17 protein-coding genes are annotated in these 17,493 nt (G+C 55.0%); 6 read left to right on the top strand and 11 right to left on the bottom strand.

The features are described 5' to 3' along the window. Positions 1-261: 261 nt before the first annotated feature. Positions 262-753 (bottom strand): metallophosphoesterase family protein, encoded by a 492-nt coding sequence (locus VK738_08315; GenBank protein ID HTD22642.1) that lies wholly within the window; start codon positions 751-753, stop codon positions 262-264. Positions 754-921: 168 nt separating this feature from the next. Here VK738_08315 and VK738_08320 point away from each other — a divergent pair, with 168 nt between their 5' ends. From VK738_08320 to VK738_08340, 5 genes are all read left to right on the top strand, one after another. Then, a complete protein-coding gene (locus VK738_08320) occupies positions 922-2,538 on the top strand; it encodes an OmpA family protein (GenBank protein HTD22643.1) in 1,617 nt (538 codons plus the stop codon). Positions 2,539-2,634: 96 nt separating this feature from the next. Next, positions 2,635-3,027 carry a hypothetical protein gene (locus VK738_08325; protein HTD22644.1) on the top strand — a complete coding sequence of 131 codons (393 nt, stop codon included), beginning with the start codon at positions 2,635-2,637 and terminating at the stop codon, positions 3,025-3,027. Positions 3,028-3,220: 193 nt separating this feature from the next. Then, positions 3,221-3,973 carry a hypothetical protein gene (locus VK738_08330; GenBank protein HTD22645.1) on the top strand — a complete coding sequence of 251 codons (753 nt, stop codon included), beginning with the start codon at positions 3,221-3,223 and terminating at the stop codon, positions 3,971-3,973. Continuing rightward, on the top strand, positions 3,970-4,440 hold the full coding sequence (locus VK738_08335; protein ID HTD22646.1) for a GtrA family protein: 471 nt from the start codon (positions 3,970-3,972) through the stop codon (positions 4,438-4,440). The genes VK738_08330 and VK738_08335 overlap by 4 nt, the downstream gene beginning before the upstream one ends. 150 nt (positions 4,441-4,590) lie before the next feature. Continuing rightward, positions 4,591-5,544, top strand: a complete 954-nt coding sequence (locus tag VK738_08340) for a GNAT family N-acetyltransferase (GenBank protein ID HTD22647.1) — start codon at positions 4,591-4,593, stop codon at positions 5,542-5,544. Positions 5,545-5,619: 75 nt separating this feature from the next. On the opposite strand, the gene VK738_08345 is transcribed toward VK738_08340, so the two are convergent. The 10 genes from VK738_08345 to VK738_08390 form a co-directional block, all read right to left on the bottom strand. Further along, positions 5,620-5,808, bottom strand: coding sequence for a hypothetical protein (locus VK738_08345; protein ID HTD22648.1), 189 nt, complete (start codon positions 5,806-5,808; stop codon positions 5,620-5,622). Continuing rightward, on the bottom strand, positions 5,805-6,233 hold the full coding sequence (locus VK738_08350; GenBank protein ID HTD22649.1) for a DUF6677 family protein: 429 nt from the start codon (positions 6,231-6,233) through the stop codon (positions 5,805-5,807). The genes VK738_08345 and VK738_08350 overlap by 4 nt, the downstream gene beginning before the upstream one ends. A gap of 11 nt (positions 6,234-6,244) precedes the next feature. Then, positions 6,245-7,411, bottom strand: coding sequence for a M24 family metallopeptidase (locus VK738_08355; protein ID HTD22650.1), 1,167 nt, complete (start codon positions 7,409-7,411; stop codon positions 6,245-6,247). 1,068 nt (positions 7,412-8,479) lie between these two features. Then, on the bottom strand, positions 8,480-9,220 hold the full coding sequence (locus VK738_08360) for a DNA alkylation repair protein (GenBank protein ID HTD22651.1): 741 nt from the start codon (positions 9,218-9,220) through the stop codon (positions 8,480-8,482). A gap of 268 nt (positions 9,221-9,488) precedes the next feature. Beyond that, entirely contained in the window at positions 9,489-10,067 is a 579-nt protein-coding gene (locus tag VK738_08365; GenBank protein ID HTD22652.1) for a hypothetical protein, read from the bottom strand. Positions 10,068-10,096: 29 nt separating this feature from the next. After that, positions 10,097-11,392 (bottom strand): MFS transporter, encoded by a 1,296-nt coding sequence (locus VK738_08370; GenBank protein HTD22653.1) that lies wholly within the window; start codon positions 11,390-11,392, stop codon positions 10,097-10,099. A gap of 92 nt (positions 11,393-11,484) precedes the next feature. Then, on the bottom strand, positions 11,485-11,793 hold the full coding sequence (locus VK738_08375; GenBank protein HTD22654.1) for a DUF167 domain-containing protein: 309 nt from the start codon (positions 11,791-11,793) through the stop codon (positions 11,485-11,487). A 49-nt stretch (positions 11,794-11,842) separates the two neighbouring features. Next, positions 11,843-13,354 (bottom strand): glycosyltransferase family 39 protein, encoded by a 1,512-nt coding sequence (locus VK738_08380; GenBank protein HTD22655.1) that lies wholly within the window; start codon positions 13,352-13,354, stop codon positions 11,843-11,845. After that, positions 13,347-14,057: a YggS family pyridoxal phosphate-dependent enzyme gene (locus tag VK738_08385; GenBank protein ID HTD22656.1), complete on the bottom strand. Its 711-nt coding sequence runs from the start codon at positions 14,055-14,057 to the stop codon at positions 13,347-13,349. Before VK738_08385 ends, VK738_08380 begins: the two co-directional genes overlap by 8 nt. 84 nt (positions 14,058-14,141) lie before the next feature. Next, positions 14,142-16,373 carry an oligopeptide transporter, OPT family gene (locus tag VK738_08390; protein ID HTD22657.1) on the bottom strand — a complete coding sequence of 744 codons (2,232 nt, stop codon included), beginning with the start codon at positions 16,371-16,373 and terminating at the stop codon, positions 14,142-14,144. 471 nt (positions 16,374-16,844) lie between these two features. Between VK738_08390 and VK738_08395 the strand changes: the two genes are divergently transcribed. Then, complete coding sequence (locus tag VK738_08395) at positions 16,845-17,453, top strand: ComF family protein (GenBank protein ID HTD22658.1); 609 nt, start codon at positions 16,845-16,847, stop codon at positions 17,451-17,453. Positions 17,454-17,493: the final 40 nt, after the last annotated feature.

Consider the following 17,493-nt stretch of genomic DNA (forward strand, 5'->3'; position numbering starts at 1 on the left):
CATTGATCTGCGCTCATCTGCGGCGAAGGGTTTGCGGTTGTTTTTGAAACTCGAAACTTGAAACCTGAAACTGCTTTTACCAGCAAGTCCCCCACCCCGAATCGATTTTCGCCAGTAATGACGCGGGTCAGACGCGGTTTTGGGACCCAAAAACACCTGCCAGCAAGTGGGGGTGGGTCCGCCAATCTTCCGGAAATCCGTGTTGATCCGTGTTAATCCGTGGCGAAAGTCTTTGCTGTTGCTTTTTCTGAAGACTGAGGACTAAGGACTGACGACTGGGTTCAAAAGCTCAATCACTTCGCTTTTGATCTTCCCTCCCTTAATCAAGAGACGCCCCACGGTAATGGGCAGATTAAACCTTCTGGGACCCGCGCTGCCTGGATTGAAATACAAAACTCCATCCCTCAAGTCCTGTTTCGGCTGGTGGGTATGGCCTGAAATTACGGCAGCAAATGCCGCTGCTTTCGGGTTCAAGTCAAGCTCATTCAGGTTGTGCAGCACATAGACACTGACTCTTCCCACTTCGAGAACATTGCTGGCGGGAATCCTTTTTGCCCAAGCTTCACGATCTACATTTCCGCGTACCGCCGTCAGCGGCGCAACCGCAGCCAGTCGGGCCAGAATCGCTGGATCGCCTATATCGCCGGCATGAATAATGTGGTCTGCACCTTCGAGCGCGGCGATTGCCTCGGGACGCAGCAGCCCGTGCGTGTCAGAGATGACACCGATGGTCCAGGTTGTTTTCGAGCTCAAGCTCATATCCATATATTTTGCTTTATATCCGCGCAATCGGTGAAATCCGAGGTAAGCAGTAACAATCAAAACTGCATTGCTCCGGGCCGCAAGCTTATATACACTCATGGGCACAGCGCCACACGTCGAATGAATACCTCTCGAAGTAAACACCAGGGAGAAAACCATATGAAGCAATTCACATTGAGTTTGTTTTTGAGTTTGACTGTCCTTGCTTCGCTGTCGGCGATGGCGCAGCAACTGCCACAAGTACCGAACCCGGGGCTCGGGAATAATCCTGCGCGACGGCAGGCCTATCGCCCGGAATATTTTCAGGCAGAAAAATCGGCGCCCGTGATCCAGATCAACGTTTCGCGCAACATTCAAACGGTAAATTACTGGGCGCGTGGATCAACCAAAGTGAATTTCATTGGCACTGCGCTGCTGCCGCGCGCCGAAGGCCGGGCCACGGTCCAAAGCACGGGGGGCGCGCTGGCCATCGAGGCCGAGTTTAACGGACTCGCCCCGGTTGCGACCTTCGGTCCTGAATATCTCACCTACGTGCTCTGGGCGATTACGCCGGAGGGTCTGGCGAACAATTTGGGCGAGGTCCAGGTCCGCGATGGTAAAAGCAATGTGAAGGCCAGCACCAAGCTGCAAACCTTCGGGATGATCGTCACCGCCGAGCCCTATTTCGCCGTTACCTTTCCCAGCGATGAAGTTGTCATGGAAAACTCCGCGCGCTCTGACACCAAGGGCGCAGTGGATTCGGTAAATGCCAAGTTTGAATTATTGCAGCGCGGGCGCTACTCTGATGCTCACCTTGAAGCTTTCCCGTTTGATCCTAAGGTTCCGCTCGATTTATACGAAGCTCGCAATGCCCTGCGCATCGCAAAATGGCAGAAGGCAGATCAGTATGCCGCAGAATCGTTCGGCAAAGCGCAAGATGCGCTGAACCGAGCTGAAGATTACCAGAAGAGAAAACAAAAGCAGGCGGTGGCAACCACCGCGCGCGAGGCCGTCCAGATGGCTGAAGATGCGCGTGCCATTTCCGTCAAACGCCAGGAAGACGAACGCATTGCCAACGAACAGCGCGATGCGCAGCAGCGTGAAGCCGCCGCGAAAGCCGCTCAGGAAGCTGAAGCCCTGAGGCGGACCCAGGCCGAAGCGGCCGCCGCCAAGGATGCGCAGGCGCGCGCGCTGGCTGAAGCTGCTGCAGCAAGAGATGCGCAAGCCCGTGCCGAGGCCGAAGCGGCCGCCGCTAAAGATGCTCAAGCTCGCGCCCAAGCTGAGCAAGAGCAAAAAGCGGCCCAGGCCCGCGAACAACAGGCACAACAGGCCGCTGCCCAGGCCGAACGCGAGAAGCAGGAGCTACGCGCCAAGCTGCTCGAACAATTCAATCGTGTGCTGCCCACACGTGATTCGCAGCGCGGGTTGGTGGTCAACCTGGGTGATGTGTTGTTCGATATTGGGAAAGCCAATCTTCGTCCCGCTGCGCGCGAGGCGCTGGCGAAGCTTTCGGGGATCGTCCTGAATTATCCACAGTTGAAATTGACGGTCGAAGGACACACCGACAACACCGGCAGCGATGAGTTCAATCAGACGCTTTCAGAAAAACGCGCCAGCTCAGTCCGCGACTACCTGGTGGTACAAGGCTTGACCGCAGATTCAATCTCGGCCACAGGCCTGGGCAAAACCGACCCTATCGCAGACAACACTACCGCCGCCGGCAGGCAAAAAAATCGGCGCGTTGAGATCATCGTCTCCGGCGAGGTAATTGGAACGCAGATCGGGGGCACGCAGTAGATATTCACAATTGCCTAACGCAGGGAACGTAGACTTGCTCCCTGCTCGCCAGGCGAAAGTGATGGCAGCAAGAAACCGTCGTTTGAGGAACTAAAAATGGCTGAATTCAGCGCTTGCACGAAATGCAATTTTGAAACCACCGAACCTTTCGCTCACTGCCCGAAATGCGGGCGGCGCATGCTTAGCTCGGGCAGGGTCAGGATGCTGGGCTGGCTGCTTGTCGTCCTCGGCGGTTTTCTGGTTGTCATGATGGGCGCCATCACCGCTTTAGTGGCTGCTAACTCTTCACATTTTACCGGCACCGCAATACAAGCGATGTTCATGTATCTCCTGTTCGCCGTTATCATAGCCTTCGGGCTCTTGAGCCTTGCCGCCGGTGCCTGGCAGATCAAGCATGGCAAACGAAACAAAACCATCATGTTCGTCGGCATGGGGTTAGGGTTCCTGCTTGTGATCACAACCATTGCTACACTACGCGTGCTGGGCTAATATCGCATGAGCTCCTTTGCCTCATCGTACCACCCCATTTTTGCTGGGCTTAATCCTCTTGAGAATGGCGCTACATTGCTCTTTTTTCAATCACTTACCCACTGACCTTCTTTTGTCCTCCGGTTGAGCAGCTATGCATTGTCGCTTCCCCGCGCACGCGGCAAAGTTACACCACGCCGCAGGGAGGACTACAATGCAAAGCACAATTTCGCAACACTCATTTCCGCAACATTCATTCGTGGGCTCGGTCACCGAGCTCGCTTCCAAGAACTTCAACGACGCCCGCCGGGTCCACACCAGTTTCTTGGTCGATGTCGAGCGCAAGGCACTTGTCTGGCTTGCCAATCACATGCCCGACTGGCTCAACTCCGACCACCTGACGATTCTGGGGCTGGTTTCGATGGCGGGCGCTGGACTGGGCTATTGGGCCGCGCGCTGGAACAAATGGACGCTGCTTGGCGTGATCGCCTGCCTCGCCCTCAACTGGCTGGGAGACAGCCTCGATGGCACCCTGGCCCGCGTGCGGCAATGCCAGCGCCCGCGCTATGGTTTTTATGTGGACCACATCTGCGACGTCTTTGCCGCGCTCTTTCTGCTGGGAGGCATGGGTGCTTCCGGATACATGAATCCGCTGGTCGCGGCCGGTCTGCTCATCAGCTACTACATGCTTTCCATTGAGGTCTTCCTGACCACCTACACCATCGGGCGTTTTCAGCTTTCCTTTTTCAAGTTTGGCCCAACTGAACTGCGGGTCGTTCTCGCGATCGGTAATTTATTTCTCTTGTTCCACCCCATGGCCCACCTTTTCAAGCACGCCTTCAGGCTCTTCGACATCGGCGGAGTGGTGGGAGCGCTGGGGATGGTGGGCATCACGATTTTCACCGCAGTGCGCAACGGCAAGCAGCTTTATCGCGAAGAGCCCATGCCGGAAAGGATGCAAGGATGACGCCGGGCACGTCTCAAAACAAGGGCCGATGGTCTGGCCTTTTCATCCGCTGGATCAAATTCAACGCCGTGGGCGCAATCGGAGTCGGGGTGCAACTGCTTATGCTGACCTTGCTCGCCAAGGCCGGGGTTTATTACCTGATCTCCACCGGACTGGCAGTAGAGGCAGCGGTTCTGCACAATTTTCTATGGCACGAGCACTACACCTGGCGCGATCGCACACATGCTGAAAAGAGTGCCGGCATGTTGCAACGCCTGCTGCGATTTCATTTGACCAACGGATTGCTCTCACTCACCGGCAATGTGCTGCTCATGCGATTGCTGGCGGGAGCGCTGCATTTCCCTTTGCTGGCCGCAAATATCATCAGCATTATCACGTGTTCCCTGGCCAACTTCCTGATGAGCCACTTGCTGGTGTTTCGTCCTCAATCAGTCACGCTTAGAGGTGAGGTCTTACGCAGCCCTTAAGCAAACGTCAATTACTACCTGGGTTCGCGCCGCCCGTGGTTCCGCCGGGGGCAGAGGGGCTTTCCCCAAAGCGCGTTCCGGCACTAGACTATTTGTAGTGGGCTTTCTGGTCCCCCGCTCGCAGCCCGCATCTCATCTGACCAAAGCGCCGTGGAAATTCTCGATCTGCGTCATTTTCGCTCTTCCGACCTGCGCTCTCTTCTGGAAGAAGAGTCGCGTGCGTGGTCGCGTCTGCTCTCCTGGGACTACAGCGGCTCGGCGGAGATGATCTTGCGCTATATGGATGCCCGCATCCTGCCTGGCTACGCCTGGGTGGAAAACAACCTGGTACAGGGATATTCGTTCTTCGTCTACGAGGGCAGCAAGGGTGTGATTGGCGATTTGTTTGTGCATCCCACCCACTCCGGCCAGGGGCAGTATTCCATCGAAGAGCGCCTGTTAGGGCACGTGATTGAGACCCTGCAACAATCGCCTGGCATCAACCGTATTGAAGCCCAGTTGTTGCTGCATGAGACGGCCAGTATGGAGAGGCCGTTTATAGAAGAAGGTTTCCGGCGGCATCCCCGGCTTTTCATGGTGCTGCCGCTGAATCCCGGTTCTGGAAACGGGAACCACTCAAACCAGCACCTCGCTGACGTAGAGTTCCGCAAATGGTCCGACGAAGACTTTCAGGGTGCGGCTTCGGTCATCACCACTGCCTACCGCGACCACATTGATTCGGAAATCAACGATCAGTACCGCACTTCAGCGGGCTCGCTGCGCTTTCTCAACAACATCATCCGCTTTCCTGGCTGCGGGCTCTTCGACCCTGAGGCTTCTATCATGGCGCGCAGCCGGTCAACGCGTGCGCCTTTGGGCGTGATCCTGTGTTCGCGGGTGCGCAGCGATGTAGGACACGTCACCCAGGTGTGCGTTGCCCCCGAGTATCGCGGACGCGGCCTGGGAAAAGCACTTATGTGTATGGCCTGCAGCGAACTGCAAAAGCGTGGCTGCCGCGCGCTCTCTCTGACCGTGACCGAAGCTAATGCTCCAGCCGTGAACCTTTATAAGCACATGGGCTTCGCTATTCACCGGATCTTTGATGCGTTTGTGTGGGAAGGATGAGGAAAGTAAGAAACAGGAAGTAAGAAGTTTGAAGTTGAAACTTCTCACTTCAAACTTCGCATTTCGTACTTCCCTTCAATGTTTCAATATCCAGAGGAACCAGCCTCCGGCGATGACGCCGGCCACAAACCAGACGAAGCATTTGACGCCGTAGCGGAATTGCTCGCGCACGCCTTCTTTCTGGGTGATGCCAAAGACAATGGAAGCAAAGAATGCAAATAGCAGTGCGGCAGTGAAGTGAGAAAGTTGCAGATGTATGTTCACGATTTTTTCCCGATGGCGATTTGGTGTGCATCCACGGCGGCGATAATGTTCAGCAGCCCGGCCACGATAATGAATTTTGTGCCGTAGTCAGCTGCGGCAATATTGATTGCGCCTTGCCCCCAGTCCATGGTGCGACTGAGCATATAGAGGCCGCCCGAGCCAATGTCGCCGACGAAGCCGAGCATTTCGAGCACGTCTCCGGTGTTGGGCGTGTAGACCTTGCCCTGCATCATCAGCCCAAAAAAGAACATGGAGAAGACAGAGATCATGAGCAGCAGTCCGCGGACCCATTTTTTCTGGATCAGGTGCCCGGCGCCGGGGACCAACCACCCCACCAGCGGGGCCCATATGCCCATCGCGTTTAAAGGATATTCCTTTGCATTCGCTTTTTCGCGTGTATTGATTTTTTCTGATGCAATGGCCATGGTTTTAAGGATTAGATAAGAACGATCTCCTTCTGGATTTTCCCGGTCACTTCGGCTGAGCCCGCGCGCACCAGCATGTTCACCTCGCTGCGCACGCCGAACTCCGGCAAATAAATTCCTGGTTCAATGGAAAAACACGTATTGGGAATGATCTCGCGCTCGTCCTTGGTTTCGAGGTTATCCATATTGGCGCCATTGGCATGGACGCTGGTGCCGATGGAATGGCCGGTGCGATGCACGAAATATTCTCCGTAACCTGCCTGAGTGATGGAGTCGCGCGTGGCTTTGTCCACCTCCCAACCCTCAAGCCTGCGTTTTGCAGCCATGGCCGATTGCACCGCCTGGATGCCGGTGTCGCGTCCGTTGCGCACAATCTCAAAAATCTTCTTGTAGCGCTCGGGAACGGCGGCGCCAACAAAGCCGGTCCAGGTAATGTCGTAATAGACCGCGTTAGGGATGTTCTTTTTTCCCCAGATATCCAGCAGAACGAAATCGCCTTCTTTGATCCTGGCGCTGTGGTCGGCGCGTGGCTCAAAGTGCGGGTTACCACTATGTTCGTTCACCGCCACAATGGGCGGGTCTTCGGTCACCAGATTTTCGCGGCGAAAAGCTTCCATGATCCACTGCTGCATCTCGTATTCGTGCGTGCCGCCGTTGCAGACGCGCCGGCCGATTTCCTGAAAGGCAGCCGCGGTCACTTGGTCCACCGCATCGCGGGCGGCGAAGTGAGTTTGAATCTGCTCCTCGCTCCATGCCGCTTCAAAGCGCGCCACCAGGTCGCCCGAGCTGACAATATCTTTGCCAAAGCTGCGTATCAGCTCCACGGTGCCGGCGTCTACCAGACCGATGTAAGGAACCAGGTTATTAGGAGAATACTGCATGGCGATGAGCTCGTACGGGGCCAGCGTGGATTTCAGCTTCTCCCACAGCTCCGGCCAGGCGGAGTACATTTGCTTTTCGCCAGGCAAGGAATCCAGATGTCCGGCTTCAATGCGGTGCACCAGTTTGCGCGGCTCGCCCTCATCAGGAATCACATAAAACCAGCGGCGGGTGACCATCACATCTTCGCGCAATCCCAGCACGCGGTAGGCGATGGGATCGCGGTGATGATGGTCGTAAAAAAGCCATGCGTCGAAATCGCGCTCGCGCAGGGCTGACTGGATGCCCTTCAGGTCCATAGGTCAAACCTTGATTCTAAATGGAAAGCGTGCAGCGCGCCATGACCGGAACAAGTCAGTCCGCAGTCCGTAGTCCTCAGTCCTCAGAATGGCGAATCTGGTTGGAATCTGCCCCGGTTAATCTGTCAGCCATGTCCCTGGTCTGTACCCGTTTTTGCCACTCCCCCACCCTACTTGCTGCTAGTGGGTAAAGTGCCAAAAATCATCGTTAAACCCGCGTCATTACTGGCGAAAATCGACCCTGGGCGGGACACTAGCTGCTCTAACCCAGTCCGCAGTCCTTAGTCCTCAGAATCGCGAATCTGGATTGGAATCTCCCCGGTCTAATCTGTCAGTCATGTCCCCGGTCTGTACCCCGTTTTTGCCACTCCCCCACCCCCACTTGCTGCTAGTGGGTAAAGTGCCAAAAATCATCGCTGAACCCCCGTCATTACTGGCGAAAATCGATTCGGGGCGGGGGACTTGCTAGTAAAGCAGTTTCAGGTTTCGAGTTTCAAAAAACAACCGCAAAACCCTTTCGCCGCAGATGAACGCAGATCAACGCTGATTTTAGAGTGGATTGTACCCCCCACCACTTGCTAGCAGGTCATTGAAGTGCCCAAACCGCGTCCGTAACCGCGTCATTACTGGCGAAGATCGATTCGGGGTGGGGGACTTGCTGGTAAAAGCAGTTTCAGGTTTCAAGTTTCGAGTTTCGAAAACAACCGCAAAACCTTTCGCCGCAGATGAACGCAGATCAACGCTGATTTTTAGAGTGGATTGTGCCCCCGCACTTGCTAGCAGGTCATTGAAGTGCCCAAACCGCGTCCGTAACCGCGCAAGAAAAGTTTTCAAAGACCTAAAAGGACTACAAAAAGCCCTGCATTCTTGAATGCGTGACGTAAACACACGTCTGGCACAATTATGGCCTGCGGTTTCCAAGGAAGCAAGATTTTGATACCAGGATGATACCATACGGATTTGGTTCCGATCCTAGAGCCACCTGCGCCTACTATTGAGGCATTACCGCCAGATTCTTCGCTGCGCTCAGAATGACAACGTGTATGAATTTAAGTTTTTCAGTCTACGTCACTTCAGGACTTGCGCCCGCGTTCGCGCCGGGAGCTTCTCGCAGGCGATGCGCAACACCAGGCGCGGGGCCTTGTTCTTGATCTTCATCAGAAAGGGTACTTGCGCGGCGGGATTGGCCTTGCCCATCTCGCGCAGCAGCCATCCCAGGCCCTTGCGGACCATGTCGTCTTCATCTGCCAGCAGCATTCGGGAGAGACGAAATACCTCGTTACTATAGAGTTTGCGGCGGACCGAATGCACCAGGACGACGCAAGCTGCGCGCCGCGACCAGCGGTTCGACGAGCGCGACCAGACGAATACCCGTCTGAGATAGCCAGGATATGACAGGATCATGGGAGCAATAAGGCTATGGCACAGGTCGTCACATTCATCCCAACTGGCGATGAGAGGGATCCAGCGCTCGAAGCGGCGGAACTCGGCGGCGCCCAGGAAGGAAGCTTTGCCACGCAGCAACCTTCGGCCCTGCGGATCGAGCAGCATAATGGCGGCGTGGGCTTCTTCCCCGGTCGTTTTTGCGTGGAAAAGCTTGTCGGCGACTTCGAAGAGGAGTTTCTCGCCACCGGCGGCTTCGATTTCGCGGCCCATCTCAGCGGCATAGCGCCGCAGGTCGGCGGTGCGCCATCCGTAGCGCTTGACTGGTTCTTTGAAGAAGCGTTGCTGAGATTCGGCGTGATCGCGATTGCCACCACGATGCAAGGCTTGAACAATGTAGCGGACGAAATATTCTGGGGTCTTCATGGTTAGATCTATTTCCATAACCTAAATAGCTGTTTTTGGAGTTCAACAGCACAGGGGCTGAAGCCCAAAATTATCATAAGGCACTCAACGCACGGCTGAAGCCGGTGCTCTTCCACGGTAGCGCCAAGCATCGTTATGGCACCGACAAAATCCCATGCCCCTGACAAACGCGGAAGCAGAGAATTTCGGCACAATAGGGATTCCTCCGCTCCGCGTCGGAATGACAAGAACCCGAGTTTTTCCGCAACCTGTAAACTCGTTTCGGGACTTACTTCTGCGTGACCCTCAGCTTGTGGTAGCCGATGGTGGCGAGATCAATTTTGTCAGGCAATGAAAATTCTGAATCCATACCCACGCCGGGATACTGGGGTGTGAGGAATTCGTGAATGAAGAACTCAAGCGCTATTCGCGGAACCTCGGTGCCATCTATACTGACGGTGCGCACGTGTACCTTGCCCTGGCCGCCAGAACCTGCACCATCAGATTCAACACGCACATTGTGAATGCCGCTAAAGATGGACAACAACGGATTGGAAGAGCGCTGGCCTGCGCGGATCTCGTCAAAATCAATGGTCGCCAGCGCTGTGAGTGTTCCTGACTGACCCTGAAAAATAACTTTCTTTACCCCCTGCGGCAGATTCACACGTCCGGCGGCAAAGTAGTCGTTGATTTCATCTTCTGTCATCACAGTTGAGGCCGGATCGGGTTGCGCTGATTTTGCATTTTCCTGGATATGGTCCAGCTTGCGTTGCAGGCTGTCTGCCAGACGATGTTGCGGGCTGGACTGCTGTGCCGTGATGCAGACGCTGCCTGTCAGAAGAACAGCGGTAATCCAAATGGCTCTCATGACCGTATCCAATCAATTATGAAACGGCTCTAGGCGGCGACCTGTTGGGCGGCCGCACCTGCAGCATCTGGCGAAGTTGGCCGGAGGGTCTTGTCGTAAATCCATAGCAACAACGCAGTCACCACTCCTATCCCGGTGACCACCCACCAGATACGTGCTGGCTGGTGCTGAACCTCTCCGAAATGGTGGATCAGCTTTCCGCCAAGCCAGCCGCCGACTAATGAGCCAATCCCAATGGGCAGGAAGCCAAAGCCCATGTATGTACCTTGCTGCCCCGGCGGTGCGAGCCGCGAAATATATTCGTAGTAACGCGGTGACTGTATGATCTCACCCAACGCCACCACAACCAGCGTAAGAATTACCATAGGAACCGAAGGATGAATGATCAAAAGGACCCATGCCAAAGCAGTGATGAGGGTCCCCAGCGTAATGGCGCGGAATGGAGGCACCTTCTGGGTCAGGAAACTGATCGCCACGGTGAATAAGATCACAATGACCGGCCCGGTTGACAACATCAGATCGGTTTTTGCCTTCACATCTATGTAGTCGTGGACATAAATCGGCAGAATGAGGAACTCCTGCCAGAAGACAATCCAATACCCGGAAAAAATCAGCAGAAACAGCATGAATCGCAAGTTCAACACGACCGTGAAAAAATTCTTTGTTACTTCACCCAGGCTGGCGGCTTGCGCCTCATCGGAGCGCTTCGGCTCTTTGAAGAACAGCAGTACGGCAAAGAACATCAGAAATACGCTTAGCGCCGCCACCAAAAACACTTTCTCCACGCTCATGCGGTCATGCACCCATGAGCCGATCGCCGGCCCAGCCGCCCCGCCAATATTCACCAGGGTGTAGTAGATCGAATAGCCGATGGAGCGGACGTTTGGCTTTGAGGCGCGCGCTGTGGTGCCCACAATACAAGGTTTCACCAAAGCAACGCCGAAAGCGGGAAGCACCAAGACGATGGTAACCAGCGCAGAGAATGGAACAACGCCACGTACAGGCGCGAGCCAAGGAGCTTTTAGCGATCCCAGCAGGAAATAGGAGCAGGTCAAGATCAAGTAGGCGAGGGAAAGTGCGCGGCGAAATCCCAGGCGGTCGGCAAGAGCTCCACCGAAAGGGGCCACTAACCACACGAACCCGAACAATCCTGCCAGGCTGCTTGCCTGTTGTGTGGCGAACCCTAGTCCTTCGTGCAGGTAACGTGACAGCGACGCAAAGGCGGCGTAATACGACAGCCGTTCAAAGAGTTCGCTGACGTTGGCGACCCAGAACGGCCGCTCGAAGCCGGTTTGTATCTCGCGCAAACGCTCGGAAAAGGACAAGGTTTTTCTCCTTCAACCACCGTCAATCCTCAGCAACCATCAAGGAGACGTAGCAAGCTACGTCTCTACACTAAGAATGTCGACAAGTTAGACTATCTCGAACTGCTTGTTCCCGTCGCTTGTAGCCGCTGGCGAAGCTGCTCGGCACTGATGCCGCTGATACGTACAACTTTAAGACGATTTTTTTCGCCGCTGGCTATGGTAACGGAGGAGCGCGATACTTTCAAAAGTTTTGCGAAGAATTCAATGCAGGCCTCATTGGCCCGGCCTTCCACGGGCGGGGCCTTCAACGCGAGTTTGAGAGCGTCGCCCATTTCACCCACAATGACGTCGTGTTTCGCCCGAGGATGGACCCTGACTGTAAAGCTGACGCCTGCGCTGTTTTCGTGGATCGTGAACATTTATATGTATATGCCAATCTCCATAGATTGGCAGGTTCGCTGGTGTCGCTCACAGCCCTAGCCGTGCTGACTGGGCCACTGCAGCGTGGCGCTGGTAGAGCTCGACCTGCAATTCAAAGACCTGATATTCATCTTCGCGATCAAGCTCGCGATGAAATGCATCGTTGATCGCAGCGGCTCCCGGCGCTGTGAGCACCTGACTATATTGAACCAGCCAGATTCTTTGATGTCCGCGGGCGAGCGTATTGATCCACTGGCTTGCCGGTGCGTTGTCAGGATTGGAATCAATTGGAATCTTAAGATTGTGGTCCCACCTCGCCAGATAGTAATGGAAGGCCCACGGAGGAGAAGTTGGAGGCAATGCCACCACATCACCCGGTCTTGCATGGGAGAAGACATAAGCTGCGGCAGCGCGCCAATCTTCTTTGGGCGTCTGATAATACCTCTTGACGTACACCAGCGAGAAAAATACGAGCACACTCAGGTAAATCAAGAAAACCGAACGATTCAGGATCGAGCACAATCCCCAGGCGGCAACCAGCACACATGCGGGAATGCAAAAAATCAGGAACCTGGGATAAAGGATCGGTTTCCTGATGGAGATGATCAACACCACAAATAACGGAACCCAAAGCCAGCTCAACAATAACGCAGGAGACCAACTCGCGATTGAACGGCCAGACTCTCGAAGTATCCGAATAAACTCGCGTACCGCCAAAAAGAGCAACGGAATGTAGGGCCAAAGATTTCTTGTCCGGACGCCGGCAAGGAACGCTGCCACATTGGCCACGTCTCGTAGATTGGTCCTTTCAACCCAGCCGATCTGTCCCCCGTCGTGGGTGAGAATGAAAAATAGAGCCGGAGCGGCCAGGAGCAACACCGCTGTTGCGCTGATGAGAAAACTCTTCCAGCGGTTTTCTTTGGGTTTTAAGAACACAATCGAGAACCACTGCGCCGGCAGGAAGAAAACGGCGAATAAATGCGTGTAGATTGCTAGCACGGTGCAAGCGGTGTACAGCACCCAGTATCGGCGATGGCTTGTGTTCACGCCATACCATAGAAAGAGGAACGACAATGAACAAAGCAGCGTAACCAGACTGTAGCTTCGGGCTTCTTGCGAATATGCGATGTGGGAGACATGGATCGCCAGCAGGAAGGCGGCAACCAGGCCCACCTTTTGGGAAAGCAAGCGCGCTCCCAGAAGATAAATGATGAAAATATTGAATATCCCAGGAATGACGGAAAGACTCCGAATAAATGCTTCACTGTTTCCTAACTGAATCCACCCGCGCAGCAGCGAGTAGTAAAACACCATATTGAATTCTCTAGACCATGTTGACCTCAGAAATTCGGGCCAACTGAGATGATGGTCCGCATCAGGATTGGTCACGATGGCCATGCTTGCCGCCTCGTCAGCCCACAGGCTTGTTGCCCCTAAATGAGAAAAACGGAGTATGGTCCCTAAAACTATGAGCGCGCCAACTGCGGCAATCACAAAATAATTCCGAATGCGTGGCCGCTCAGGTTCCCGGGTTTGCGTAGTCGCCGTTACGTCAATCATGCTGATCTGCTCCCGGCCGCTCGCCGAAAATCGCTGTTCCCACCCGCACGCAAGTTGAGCCTTCTTCGATGGCGATTTCAAAATCGTGCGACATACCCATGGAAAGCGCGCCCGGGTTCATGCCTGAAATTTTCGCTAGCTCATCACGCAATTGCCGCAATTGGCGGAAGTGAGGCCGCACGCTTTCTGCATCTTCTGTAAAGGGAGGGACCGCCATCAAGCCGCCAATTTTGAGATGCGGGAGCTCAGCACTCTGCTTGAGCAAATCCCGCAACTCGAGGGAATGGGGAGAGAAACCGTGCTTGGAAGCTTCTCCTGCAATGTTGATCTCAAGCAATGTTGCCAGTTTCTTGCCGCGCTCATGGGCGGCACTGTTCAATCGCTGAGCAAGGCGCATGGAATCCAGCGAATCAATGGCCGTGAAGAGCTCTGCGGCCTGGTTGCTTTTGTTCGATTGCAAGTGTCCGATCAGATGCCATTGTGCTTCCTGAAGATCATGCAGTTCTGCCGCTTTGGCGGTAAATTCCTGCACGCGATTCTCGCCGAAGACGCGGATTCCAGCGTTGTAGGCTTCTTTGATTCGCGCCGCCGCGACCGTTTTCGTTACCGCCATCAGGGTTATTTCTTCAGGGGAGCGATTGGCGCGGCGGGCAGCCTGGGCAATGCGCTCGTGGATGGAAGCTATGTTTTGGGCGACGGACATTATGAAGTAAGAAGTTTGAAGTAAGAAGTACGATTTTAATCGTAAATCACAAATCGTAAATCAGACTTCTTACTTCATCCTTCGTCAATTCTTCTTGCTTTCCAGCGGCTTGCGGGCAAAGTAAAAGAGTGAGACGGCCAGCAACAGGAAAGTGATCACTGCAAGCAGGTTGCTATTGGCCATGGCAGGGAATTTCGCGCCCCAGGCTAGCCAGTTCTCGGGAAGCACTCCCGTACTTTCGAGGAGCTTCACGCCAATTCCGAGTAATCCCATGACTCCGCCCGCAGCGATGAGTCCGCTGGCGAAGAGAGAGCCGGGGCTGACCTCGCTTTCGGTGGGAGTTTCACCGGCACGCTTAGCGGCGGTTTCAACCAGCCATCGCGTCACACCTCCAACGAAAATCGCAAGCGTGGTTCCTATGGAGAGATAGGCGCCCACGGCAAAGGCCAGCGAACGTATGCCTAACAGCTCCACGACAATCACGAGAAAGACGCCGAGCATCACCAATCCCCAAGGCAGCTTGCGCGTAAGAATGCCGTTGATCACGGTAGACATCAATTGCGCCTGTGGTGCGGCGGCGCGCTCGCTGCCGATGCCCTGGATCCACTGCACCTCGATCTGACCTGTTTTGGGATTGTAGAGATATTTGCCATTGGCGATTTCAGACGAGTTGATGGCATTCAGCAGGTAGAAATCGCTGCCGTGAAGAGTGACCTCTTGTCCCTGGGTATTGTGATAGCTGAAATGGTCGCGATCGAATGTTCGCGCGCCATTGTTTTCTTCCAGGCTTACTCCAGCCGGCAGATGATTAATGTCTACCTGCTTGGTCAGCTGCCGAAACTCCTCGAGCCCTTTATTCATAAGGATCAGCGTGCTGCCTACGGCGAATGTAGAGACGACCACGCCGACGAGTAGCGCCAGTTGCTGCGCCCTGGGGGTGGAACCGATCAGATAACCAGTTTTGAGGTCCTGGGATGTATCGCCAGCGTTGGCCGAGGCGATGCATACCACGCCTCCGACGGCCAGCACGAGGGCACCAAAGGCAGGAGCGGTCCAGCCAAGGGCGAGGAAGATTCCTGAGGTTGCCATCAATGTTGCGATGGTCATTCCCGAAACAGGATTGGCGGAGCTGCCAATCAAACCACAGATGCGCGAGGAGACGGTAACGAATAGAAATCCAAAGACCACAACGAAGATCGAGGCGACAATGTTGGCGAACATCGAGGTCTCGGCGCCGTGAATCGGCTTGAAGGTCAGGAACGCCCACATCATGATGATGAGCAGCACCGAGCCGCCTATGGTGACCGAAATCGGCAGGTCGTTTTCAGTGCGCAGGTTCGACTGCTCGCTTTTGCCTGAGCCAAGCTGCTTCAGGCTGGCCCGCAATGCAGAGACAATGGTGGGAATGGTTTTGATCAATGTGATTAAACCTGCGGCTGCGACAGCTCCAGCGCCCATGGGCCTGACGTAGGTGCGCCAAAGATCGGTGGGCGGCATCTGCGAAATAGGAACAGTGCCGGGATAAATCGGTGTCGTCATACCAGAGCCAAAGAAGTGGATGGCCGGCATCAGTACCAGCCAGGAAAAGACTCCGCCGGCGAGCAGGACTCCGGCGACGCGCGGGCCGATAATGTAGCCCACGCCCATGTACTCTGAGGTGGTAGAAGCGCGAATGGAAGCACCCGGATATGACTTGATGTCCCATGTTGGAGCGCTGGGCCAGGCGGAGAACAGGTTCTCATTTTGGAACAGCGTGTACAGCGCGCCCAGTCCGAGCCCCCAGAAGACGCGGCCGGCGAAGCTACCTCCGCGGTCACCCGCGATGAGCACATCGGCGCAGGCAGCACCTTCAGGATACTTAAGCACACCGTGTTCCTTTACGATGAGCTGCCGGCGCAGCGGGATCATGAAAAAGACGCCGATCAATCCGCCGACCAGGCTCAGAACAAAAATACGGGGTCGTTCCAATTGGAACCCCAGGAAGATCAGCGCGGGTAGAGTAAAGATTACTCCTGAAGCTATAGACTGCCCGGCGTTGCCGGTGGTCTGCACGATATTGTTTTCGAGAATCGTAGCCTTGCCGAAGGCACGCAAAATAGTGATGGAGAGCACGGCGATGGGAATGGATGCCGATACGGTGAGTCCGGCACGCAGGCCTACGTAAACGGTCACTGCGCCAAACAGCAACCCAAACAACGCTCCCAGGGCAATTGCGCGGAAGGTGAACTCTGGTGGAGCCTGTGTAGCGGGTATATAAGGTTGAAACTCTGCTTCTTTGGGTTGATCTTTCGTCTGCACTTGAGTTTCTTCAGCCAAGATAGCCTCTCCTTGATTCAGCCGTGTTTGTCACAAATCGGTAAACAGCGGTTAAAATCTGATAAAAAATGAAAGGGGCACGTTAGCACGCCGCAGCCCCCAAAGACAATGGCTTAAAAGCGATGATATACTCAACTTAAGCACACACTCCAATTGTGGCCAGGGAGGTCAGTCTTCAGCAGTACAGATGACCTAACGCGAAGTAGGGTTCCTGAAGCCAGGGGATTTCCTGCGCTTTTCTCACCCCTGAGCGCCGCTGCCAAGGGCTTGTTTAACACGGTTTTTCCCGGCGATTGCCGCATCTGCGCGGTTCCTTTAACTGAAATCTCACGGCTTCCAGTCTGTCGGCAGTGCGTAGATTCAATTCACAGAATGGAAGGCGGAGTGTGTTCCATTTGCAGCGAACGCCTCTTTCGTTTCACATCTGGGCAGTTCACGCCATCTGATTCGGATGCAGGGAGTGTTTGCGGGATGTGCCAGCGCGCACGGCCTCCATTTACCAGGGCGGTAGCCTATGGCGGCTATGACGGTGAATTGCGCGAACTGGTTCACCTGCTGAAGTATGAGAACGTTCGGCCGGCCGCAGATCTTCTAGGAGCGTATCTGGCTGAGACCATCCGGTCGCTGCATCTCGAGGTGGGCGCGTGGAAGATTGTGCCGGTTCCGCTGCATCGTTCGCGGCACAGACAGCGTGGCTTCAACCAGGCGGAATTGATTGCGCGCGCCGCACAGCGGCGGCTTGGATCTAAGCTCGAAATAAATTCCGGCCTGCTGGAACGACGCAGAGAGACCTCTACCCAGACCGGGCTAACGCAACACCAGCGTCGCGCCAACCTGCGCGGGGCTTTTGTTGTGACGAAGCCTGCGGAGGTCCGAGATCATCTAATACTGCTAGTGGATGACGTCTTTACCACCGGGACCACCGCCGCCGAGTGCAGCCGCGTGCTGCTTCGCGCGGGCGCACGTGCTGTAGCGGTGGCTACAGTGGCACGAGTTTTTAAGGGAGAACCTGCGCGGCCAGCAGGATTTTTACGTACAAATAACATTAGTATGAACTTGGCCAAAGCAGCGGAGGCATAAGTAGAGGGTATGTCGGGGAAAATGCACCATTCGGGACACA

The organism is Terriglobales bacterium (assembly GCA_035487355.1).
Classification (GTDB): Bacteria; Acidobacteriota; Terriglobia; order Terriglobales; family Acidobacteriaceae; genus QIAW01.